The 10,341-nt window shown below is 43.1% G+C and carries 3 protein-coding genes; all 3 read right to left on the bottom strand.

The window, feature by feature from the left end; all coding sequences use genetic code 11:
• Positions 1-135: 135 nt before the first annotated feature.
• The 3 genes from IM500_RS15845 to IM500_RS15835 all read right to left on the bottom strand — a co-directional run bounded on the left by IM500_RS15845 (position 136) and on the right by IM500_RS15835 (position 9,562).
• The gene (locus tag IM500_RS15845) at positions 136-6,288 is read right to left on the bottom strand and encodes an AAA family ATPase (protein ID WP_190718086.1); all 6,153 of its coding nucleotides are present in this window, start codon (positions 6,286-6,288) and stop codon (positions 136-138) included.
• A complete protein-coding gene (locus IM500_RS15840) occupies positions 6,285-8,117 on the bottom strand; it encodes a carotenoid oxygenase family protein (RefSeq protein ID WP_190718084.1) in 1,833 nt (610 codons plus the stop codon). The genes IM500_RS15845 and IM500_RS15840 overlap by 4 nt, the downstream gene beginning before the upstream one ends.
• 110 nt (positions 8,118-8,227) lie before the next feature.
• Positions 8,228-9,562, bottom strand: coding sequence for an AAA-like domain-containing protein (locus tag IM500_RS15835; protein WP_287738927.1), 1,335 nt, complete (start codon positions 9,560-9,562; stop codon positions 8,228-8,230).
• Between the last annotated feature and the right edge of the window lie 779 nt (positions 9,563-10,341).

The raw sequence follows: 10,341 nt of genomic DNA, 5'->3' as shown, positions 1-10,341 counted from the left end.
GGGACAAAGGGTTAACCTCGATTTATGATTTTCCTTGATCTATCTGGGTTTCAGCGATTTTGGGCTTCTCGAAGTAAATCCCAAGCGGGGATTGGAGTTGAGGCTTTTCTCGATTTGTTTTTTGTCTAAGTCCCATTAGGTTGATTTTGCCAGGGTCAGCCAATGGAGGTTAAAGATTGCTTGATAGATGGGATTATGAACCCGCAGCCGGCCTTGGTCTTTGACCACTAACCCCGATAAAAGTAACTCTTTTTCTGGGGGGCTATCCTCGGCAATCACCTCCTTTTCCCTTAAAATCCGTTCATAGAGTCTCAGGAGCAACTGGGAGCGATGACTGTTGAGGAGCCGATCGCGAATAGTGCGCAGATGTTCCGGTTCATCCTGAGCCTCCCAATTGTCAATGATCTTCTTCTGTACTAAGTCCTCAATCCAGGGGGCCTCACCATTGGGGGGAATCGGTGAGGCAGCGGTGCGAATTAACTGACAGAGTTTTTGGGTCAGAAAAGGTTGACCGTTTGTCCAAGCAAAGACTTCTTTTAAGACAGTTTGCGGGTTACTGACTTTCTCGGCCAATCCGCGCAGTAAAGGCTGGGCTTCGTGTTCCTTAAAACCCTCCAATTGAATCGAATGACCGATATTAAAAGGGGTGATTTGGTGGTCGGTAATTAAATCGGAGGGGGTGACAACACCGAAGAAAGCGAAGGTCAAACGCCGATAGAGCGGGTTAAAACCACGCTGGTTATAGCAGGAACGAATCAGGGCAAAAAAGTCATTAACCGCAAAATTTAAGCCCAAAACGCTATCAATTTCATCAATAAAAATCGCGATCGGTTTCGGGGGAGAACCTTCCACGATCCCCACTTCCAGCAATAACACTTCTTCGATAAATTCGCCCAAGCGCTGTACTGCCGAGACATCTTCCCGTTCTTGCCACCAAGCTTTGAGATTGACCCTTTTGAGCAGTCCAAAACGTCGCCCTAACTCGAAGGCTATCCCCTTGTACCATTGGTCGGGAGTGACATTTTCGCTGCCGATGCGGGTTAAATCAATGGGAGCGCAACAGACCCCCTCGTGTTGGAGGTGGTCGATCATGCGTACCATTAAACTAGACTTACCCATTTGACGGGGATTGAGAACATAGCAAAAATCGCCGCGTTTGAGGGCTTTATAGAGATAACGGTCGGCGGCGCGGACCACGTAGGTGGGGGCATCCATGGGCAAACTGCCCCCCACTTGGTAGTCAAAGGTGCTAGATTCTTCGCTACTTCTGAGCAGTTCATTTTCAAATAGTAATTCGGCTTGGGTGGCCTTGAGAATTTCTAGGGTTTGGCTGAGTTCTAGGGTGCGCTCCTGCACTTTCTGTTCTAGGGTGCGGCTATACTCGGCTAATTCTTCGGTAAAGCGAATCCGTTCCGCTTCCGCCTGTTTTCGTTCGCTAATATCGGTAAAAGCGGTGATCGCATAGATAATTTCTCCTTTTTCGTCAAAAACGGGCGTGGCATACACTTCTAGGGGAATAATCTTCTCTCCTTGGTGAATTTCTAGATCATCCATCGTGTTTTTTTCCCCCCTTAAAGCTCGGACAATCGGCTGGTCTTCGGTGGGATACAATCGATCGGTTCCAGCTTGATATAACTGATAGGTTTTCCCCAACTGATTAGCCGTGGTGATATTAACTATCCCTTTTCCTAAAATCTCTTGGGCGGTTTGATTGGCATAATAGGGTTGACTGTCGGCATCCAGAACAAATACCCCCACTGGCATGGCTTCTAAAAATTGCGCTAGTTGTCTCTGTTTAGCTTTGATTTCGGCGTAGAGTTTGGCGTTAGTAATTGCGATCGCCGCTTGGCTGGAGAGCAGTTGCAGCACTTCCAATCTTTCTTGGGTAAAAGCCCCGACGGTGAGATTATTTTCTAGATAGACAATTCCCCGTAGTTGTCCTTGGTCGAGGAGGGGTGTGCAGAGCAGCGATTTGGTTTGATGGGTTTTAATATAGGGATCGTTGCTAAAATTGCCGTGATGGGCGGCATCGTTATTAAGAACGGTTTGACCGCTCCGGGCTACATAGTTAATAATTGAGACGGGAAGATGTTCTTCGATGGCATTAGATTTAAAGACTGTCACCCCATCTTCCTGCACGGAACCGGAGGCTTCGATCAATAGTTGTCCGCCGCTTTCTAGGATAAGATAGCCCAGCTGCGCCCCAGCATTTTCGATGAGAATTTTCATCAGGGTGGCGAGTAATTTATCTAAAACTATCTCGCTAGAAATGGCTTGGGATGCCTTCATAATCGTGGCTAAATCTAACAGTTCTCCCGCATGACTAACTGAATTTTTTCTGGTGGTAGTTTTCCTAGTTTCGGTCAGGGAATTGGAACCATAATTATTGACCATTAACTGAGAATAACGGCTTTCTATATCTTTGACTTTAGCTGTTGCTCCCCAAAGAGAATAGAGATAAGCAGCTTCATTGATGTAGGTTTTGGCAATTTTTACTTTACCCCAATCGAGATAGAATTTCGCCGCTAGTTCGTTAGCTAGTGCTTCTTCATTAATATATTCATTTTCCTTGGCTTTAGCGATGGCTAGATCGTAGTTTTCTATGGCTTCTAGATAAGATTGCTGCACTCGCTCCTTTTCCGCTTGCACTAAATAAAATTTATGGAGATAGTTAGAGGGTGCTTGATTCGCCCATTCCTGTTGCTTTTTCTGATTATTCGTCACTCGTTCTAATACTTGCTGTTTTTGGTCATTGTCCAGATGATTATAAATAGCTAAATGGGCGAGGGAATCATAGACATTATGCAGAGGAATCAAGAAAGTAGCGGTAGCTCCTCCCAGATATTTTTGGGCTTGGTTAGCATTTTCAATGGCTTGTTCGTACTGTCCAAATAGATAACAAAGGTATAATTTATTAACAAATAAAGCACAGAGACCGTAGAGATCATTAGCCTCTACATGGTACGGTAACATAAGAGTTTCTTGATAGTACTGTCCTTCTAAATGACCGGGATTTTCCGAGCGCCCCAGCAGATTTAAAACTGTTTGACCGTAGATTTTTAGATAGTTGCGGGTGTTTTCTTGTTTGAGCTTAACAAAAGCCAGATCATAGTTAGCTATTTCTCCAGCTAATTCGGTTAATTCCTGTCCGATAAAGGCGGAATGAAAACAGTAAAGATAGGCGCAGGTTGTTCCGTAGTATAGATCACCCATTTCTAAACCAGTTTGATAGGAAGATTTTAACAAGGACAGGGAATTTTTAATCGGTTCTTTCCAGATACTAATAGTGGTGGAAAAGACGGCAATTATTTTCGGCATCAGGGCTTTGGCATGAAATTTATCGGCAATGTTTAAAGCCAATTTCCCAAATTGATAACCCGTTTCCCAATCTTCTAAAAGACCACAAAGAATTAAGCCATAATTAACATAGGTAAAAGCCGCTAGATAACTATTGCCGTACTGAATTGATAAGTTAACCTGTTTTGATACTAGGATGGTTAAGAGATGAGGTGCGGCAATAAAAACAGGAGAAAATATGGCAGCCGCTATCTTCATGATTGCTAATTTTTCTTCCTCATTTATCGGCGGTAAATTACTTAAATCTTCGATATTTTGCCCCGCTAATTTTTGCCTGGTTTTAGTTAGTTCTTTTTGAATATCTGATGATTGTAAGGATTCAGGAATCTCGAAATCTAAGCTTTTGAGGACAGATAAGCCAATTTGTACCGCTTTTAGTTCGTGATTTTGGGCGTGATACGCTTCGATGATTACTTCATAAACTTTCACCTTATCTAGGGTGGTTTTTGCCTGTTTTAATACGAGATTAGCCCAGCGTTGCATCTGCTCAAAGTTACCACTTAAATAGGCGATTTCTGTGGCTTCAGAATAAATATTTAAAGTCAGTTGATAGTTATTTTTACAGCTTGATTTTTTGAGAAGTTTTTGAGCGATTTTAATATATTTTAAGGCTCCAGTTTGGGCATTAGCGGCTTTTGCCTTTTGGGCTGCTAGTAAATTCAAGTTAGCCACTGACTCTCGTTCTTTTTCCTCGCTAATTAGTTGATAACCAAGATTGAGATGATCGACTATTTTAAAAATCTTTTCCGCTAATTCATTGGTGGCAGTATGCTGCCAAAGTAGGCGACCAATTTTCAAATGAATTAAAGCTTTTTTGCTGTCTTCGATGAGAGCGTAAGCTCCTTGTTGAATACGATCATGAGCAAATTTATATTCTTGAATCAGTAATTGTTCATCTAATTCGGAGAGGGGAATAATTAAACCAGCTTCGCTACTAGAAGTTAAAATTGGTAAAAGTTCTGAAGGTGATTTCTCAGAGATTATTGCCAGAATGTATAAATTAAATTCTGCCCCAAGACAGGCTGCTAAACTTAAGACTTCTTGGGTTTCGGGAGGCAATTTCTGCATTTTGCCCATCATAAATTGAATCAGATTATCGGTACTGCCAATCCTTTGAATTTGACCGAGATGCCATTGCCAATAGCCCCTATTATTGTCGGTTTTAGTGGTTGTTTCCTGCCCCGGTTGGAAAAATAGCAAATTTTCCCAGTAGATGGTTTTGAGAAATTCATTGACAAAAAAAGGATTACCGTGGGTTTTTTGCCAGACTAAAGCGGCCAAAGATTGCACATATTCTGGTGAATGATTTAATGTCTCTGCAATTAACTGATTGACCTGTTCAAGCCCCAGAGGTTTTAAAATAACTTGATTGATAATTATGCCCCCCTGCTCTAATTTATCCAGGGTAGCGGTTAGGGGATGGGTGGAATTAATTTCATTACTGCGATAGGAGCCAATTAAAAACAAATAGTCCATATCGCCATCGAGCATAATTAATTCTATTAACTGGAGACTAGCCAAGTCTGCCCATTGCAAATCATCGAGAAAGATGACCAGAGGATGTTCCGGGGAACAAAAGACCCGAATAAAATTTTTAAAGACTAAATTAAAGCGATTTTGAGTAGCGATCGCTCCTAATTGTAACACCTCTGGTTGTGGACCGATAATTAATTCTAGTTGGGGAATCACGTCAATAATAACCCGTGCATTCGTCCCCAAAGACTTGAGGAGTTTTTGTCGCCATAGTTGCAGTTGTGGTTGACTTTCCCCCAAAAGTTGCTTGACGAGATGAGTCAAAGCGCTAATCACGGCAGCATAGGGAATATCGCGCTGAAATTGGTCAAATTTACCAGAGATAAAAAAGCCGCGTTTTTCAGTAATTGGCTGATAAATTTCCCTAACCAGGGTGGTTTTACCCATGCCAGAATAACCCGTAACTAGCATCAGTTCGGTGTGAGAGGAGTTTTTATCCGCCGTGGCTACCCGTTGAAAAGCAGTGAGGAGAGTGGCGATTTCCGCCTCCCTACCGTAGAGTTTTTGGGGAATTTGGAACTGATTGGCTAGATCTTGCCTAGCGATGACAAAATCCTCAATTTTACCCGTTGTTTCTAGTTGTCTTAAACATTCTTCTAAATCTGCTCGAATACCGTAGGCACTTTGGTATCGTTCCTCGGGGGTTTTAGCCATCAGTTTCATGATGATTGCCTCCACCACCGGGGGAATTTTCTCCCTGACGAGACTATTAATCTCCAAAGGTTGTTTTGCCAGATGACAGTGAACTAATTCCAAAGCATCTTTAGCCCGAAAAGGTAATTGTCCGGTGAGAAGTTCGTAGAAGCTAACGCCCAAGGAATAAAAATCCGTGCGGTAATCGAGACTGCGATTCATCCGTCCGGTTTGTTCGGGAGAAATATAGGCTAAAGTCCCCTCAAGGACGTTGGGATTTTTTAGCCCCGGATTTTCCCGCCGCAGGACGCTGGCAATGCCAAAATCGATGATTTTAATTTGTCCGGTTTCGGGGTTAAGAACTATATTGGCAGGATTAATATCTTTGTGAATAACCTTGGCGTTGTGAATTTTCTCTAAATTAGCCACTATTCGGGGTGCAAGGCTTAAAAAGTCCCTTAAGGCCAGGGGTTTGCCCTCTAGCCATTTTTTTAAGGATATACCCCCGAAATCTTCCAAAATAATCACGGGAGTTCTGCGGTAGGTTTCTAAACCATAGGCTTTAATCGCCCCCTCGAAGTTCAGACCGCAGATGGTTTTATACTCCTGTTTGTAGTGGGTTAGTTCTTGGGTGGTGGGATATTCTTGCTTGAGGATTTTGAGCATAACCGGTTGATTATCGACGGTGCGAATGGCCCGATAGACTTCTGAGTTAACGCTTTCGTAAACCTGGGCAAGAATGTCGTATCCTTTGAGAACAATCATTTTTTTACTTGGCGATTGTAAACGGCTGCGGGTCTCCCCAAGAAAAATTCTACGGGAACCAAGACAAGACTCCGCAAGGCTGAAAGAACTCGATTTACCTGTGAGACGGAAGGACGGGGAGAAGAGACCACCTGCTCGAAATACTCGGAATGCAAGGTCAAGCCAAAGTGAACATCTTCCGGCAAGCTCAGTTTAGCAATCGGTCCGTCCTTGAGATTGTCAGGGTTAAATAACCAAGCTTCTAATACTCTGGTCGGGGTTAAAACCGTCGTCAATAGATAGGCCTGTTCTTGGGGAATAAACTGAATGCTATCTAAAATATAGCCATCAGGACAAACATAAAAATCCAGTAGTCCCCGACCTAAATGTGATACATGAGTATCACTGGCATTTTTTTCTTGCCTAATCTGTTCAGTTAACTGATTCCAATCCTTATCAAAGGGAACCTTGGCTAATACCGAGGGCAAGTCATGACAGGGAAGTTCGGCATCGCTGAGGATGCGATTACTTTGGTCGCGACAATCCATATACTGACGACGACAGATTAATTCGCGCACATAACCGAGATAGATTTGATAAACGGCACTGTATCCCTGTTCCGATTCCCGCGGGTCGGCGGTGTAGAGACTGGTACAGAACCAACCCGGATGGATGAAAGCTTGTTCGCTCATCACCCTGGCATCTTCGATAACCACTTTGCGCAGCACTCCGACGTCAAAGGAAAACATCCAGGGGATGCCGTGGTATTCGGGGGGATAACTCTGACCGGTAAAATGTTGGATATCGTCTTTTTCGATCGCTTCGGTTAAACTAATAGTGGCATTTTGGATAGCCACAATCTGAATTTGACCGTTGGTACTATGGTAACTACAAAGGAAGTGATAACTGTCGCCATTGAAGGTAATTAATCGCGAGGGAACGCTGGTTTCTTCTTCCTTGAGGTCTTGACGTTTAACCAGATAAATTTGAGTTTTCGGATAGGTTTCTTCGGGCCTGATTCTGATACCTAATAGTTTGGCTACTCCCATCTGAAAAGGCATATCGGGAATCATGATATAATCTTCGGTAACGATGACCGAATGGGGACTACCATCGAGGATAGTTCCCTGTAGTTTCCAGGGTTTAAGTTGTTTTTGTTGATCCCAAAGAACAATATACACCGATTTATCTAAATCTTTTAACATACCTCCCGATACAAGTTTTAGCTTTAATTCACAGGTGATAAATTCTTTGGTCTTTTTGTCGTAGAAGGGGTGAGCGGTATTTTCTAGGACTGGGAAAAAAGATAAAGGTACGGAAACAAGATGTTGGTCAAAATAACCAATCGGAGTGATAGTATCCAGGGAAACGGGATCCACTTCCCAGTAACGTCCCGCATCGGCAGTGAGGATTAATCTGGTTTCTTCTAGTTGTTTATCTTCGGCAACTTTTTCTAGTTTAACCATAGCAGTATTCGCTATTTCCGAAGAACCTAAAATGCTGACCACTGCTGGAAAAGTGGCTTGACTAATATTAAATATCGGTAAAACTTTTCGCCAAAAACTATCCCAAGTTTTTAGTTTTTTACTGTAAACGTTAACTTGATTATTTTTCCCTTGCAAGTCCCATCTAATAATTACACCTTCGCCAGAGAACAAATGACGGTCATTTTTTCTATGAAAAGGACAGACGATAAAAACGTATCCCGACAGATTTTCCGGCCAATGTCCCTCGGTAATTGTGGCGACTGCCTTATATAAATTGTTCTCATCCGGCCGACCGAGTTGCGAGCGACTAAAATTACTAACGTTGACAGTATTTTGGACAGTATCTTTGATTGACATATTCATAAGTAGTCGTACAAAATTGATTTACTAGGTTCAAAAGGCACTCATGCAAAAGGCAGCTTTGTTCTCCCCACTTCCCACACCCTACACCCTCACTGATAACTGATTACTGTTTACTGATAACTGATAGAGGATTTCACCTCTAAAAAATAGCGTCGATACAATTCATAGCCGGGTACTACTTTATCTCCCGATTGTTTGAGTAGCCCCATACTGCTGAGTTTGTAAGCGAGAATTGGGTCTAATTGTACGGGTTCCACCGCGCTCATCACCCGATCGAGGGCTTTTGCTAGTTCAGGCTGTTGTTCTAATACCGCCCAATGGCGCCGCAGGTGATGGGCATAAATCCCCGTGACAGAGGTGGCACTGGTTAATATTTGCGTCATGGTTATTTCCTCCCGACTGAGATAGTAGAGGGCAGTTTGTACCAAAGCCGGGTGTCCTCCCACTAGCTCCATCAATTGTTTGACTTTTTCCTGATTTTCCCAGGTGAGTTGATAACGTTGGGCTAATTGTAATACCTCCTCAAGACTGAAATGACTTAGCTGTGCGGGGAATCCCACGTTAAAGGGGGATTGATTGAGCTGCAGGGGGACATAAATTTCCGTGGAATGGACGACGATAAGACGGAGTTTTTGCCAGATAGGTAGGGTTTTGGATTCTTCGTACCAAGAACGCAGCAGCGGTAAAAAATCCTTGGCCACTTGGGGATGTTCAAACATCTGATTAAGTTCATCGAGAGCGAGGACAATGGGGGCGGTAATCGATTCCAGGAGATAGTCTTGAATGTAAACCGTACAGCTAATCTTGCTGCCTAAATCCTCATCCCAATACTCATCTAATTGCGGTTTTAACTGTAGTTGACGGGCGGCATTGGCACACAACCAGCGCAAAAATTGGTTTAAATCACTCAAAATGGCCTGGTCCACCTGTTCTAAGTTCAAACTCACCGTGCGGTAGCCTTGCTGTTTGGCAAAATCGAGCATTCTCAAAAGTAGGGAAGTTTTGCCCATTTCTTTGGGAGCTTTTATCCGCACTAAAGCCCCCGGTTTCTTGATTTCCTGCCTTATCTGTTCTTCGAGGGGAAGACGTTCTAAATAAAATGGGGAACCAAGGGGAACTGCCCCATTGGGATAGGGGGGTAATGTCTCCAATTTTTCGCTCTTGGCTGCCGAATTAACCAGAATTTTGTCTTGAGGGGGTGCTGTTAGCTGAACATTCAGGGCGGCGATTTCTTGCCAGTCGAGGCATAATCGACGACAAATTTGGGCAAAAGTGGCTTGTTCTACCGGTTTACCAGTCAGGAAGTTGCTGACAGTAGCCAGACTAAATTCAGCTTCTTTAGCTAAGGATCGTTGACTGCTAAAGCCCTGCTTTTTCACGGCTAATTTAACTTGATTGAGGCAATGTTGTTGTACTCTTAGATGGCTCGATAGGGAATCTCTCATAAGAATTGGGGTGTGGGGTGTAGGGTGTAGGGTGTGGGGAGATGGGGAGACCACTGCGTGCGCGTTGCGGGGGGAGGTGGGGAAGTGGGGAAGTGGGGAAATTGAACTAAAACCCCAAAACCCCAACACCTCAAAACCCCAACACCTAAAACCTGTCTCCTATCTCCTATCTCCTGAATACTGACTCCTCAATACTGACTTCTAACCCAATGGTAGATGTTGGATTTTGCAGGAGTTCTATTTTTTAATAAAGATAAGCAAAAATTATCTATTGACTCCAGAAACTTGAGAATATTTAAATTAACATTCCGCAATATTTACAAATTCTTAAGAATTAATTGAGAAAGATTTTTATTTAACAACGATGTTGTAATGGTTACAGCGATTTGATAGAATTTCACAATGGGTTGTTATGTGCTTTTTTGGGCAGCAATGGCTGAAACCCTTGCCACATCTACAAGGTGAGCTTAATTAAGACGGGTAAATGAGTCAATTTCACCCACAACGATGATCTTTTTTTTGTGTAGTTTTATTGCAAAAAAAAAGTTTTTTTGACAAAAAGCACAAAGTATGATATGGAAAGAACGTATTTCTGGCTGCCAGTAGTTATTGCAGAGTGGGAGTTGAGGAGTATTTTCAGTTATCACTGGACTTCCCCGTTGACAAAAGGCCATAACCTATGCTGTAGGAGGGATTAAGAGAATTTCTGATGCCCCGTTACTGGGTACAAATCAGGGAAACTCCCAATAAATCTAACGCTTTTTGTTGCAGTTGGGTCG

Origin of the sequence: Microcystis sp. M179S2 (assembly GCF_020245805.1) — a bacterium.
Classification (GTDB): Bacteria; Cyanobacteriota; Cyanobacteriia; order Cyanobacteriales; family Microcystaceae; genus Microcystis; species Microcystis aeruginosa.
This window is presented reverse-complemented; position numbering and strand designations above follow the sequence as displayed.

Excerpts from the sequence above, each read along its gene's own strand:
- IM500_RS15840 (WP_190718084.1), bottom strand. The coding sequence starts at position 8,117 with ATGAATATGTCAATCAAAGATACTGTCCAAAATACTGTCAACGTTAGT.
- IM500_RS15835 (WP_287738927.1), bottom strand. The coding sequence starts at position 9,562 with ATGAGAGATTCCCTATCGAGCCATCTAAGAGTACAACAACATTGCCTC.
- IM500_RS15845 (WP_190718086.1), bottom strand. The coding sequence starts at position 6,288 with ATGATTGTTCTCAAAGGATACGACATTCTTGCCCAGGTTTACGAAAGC.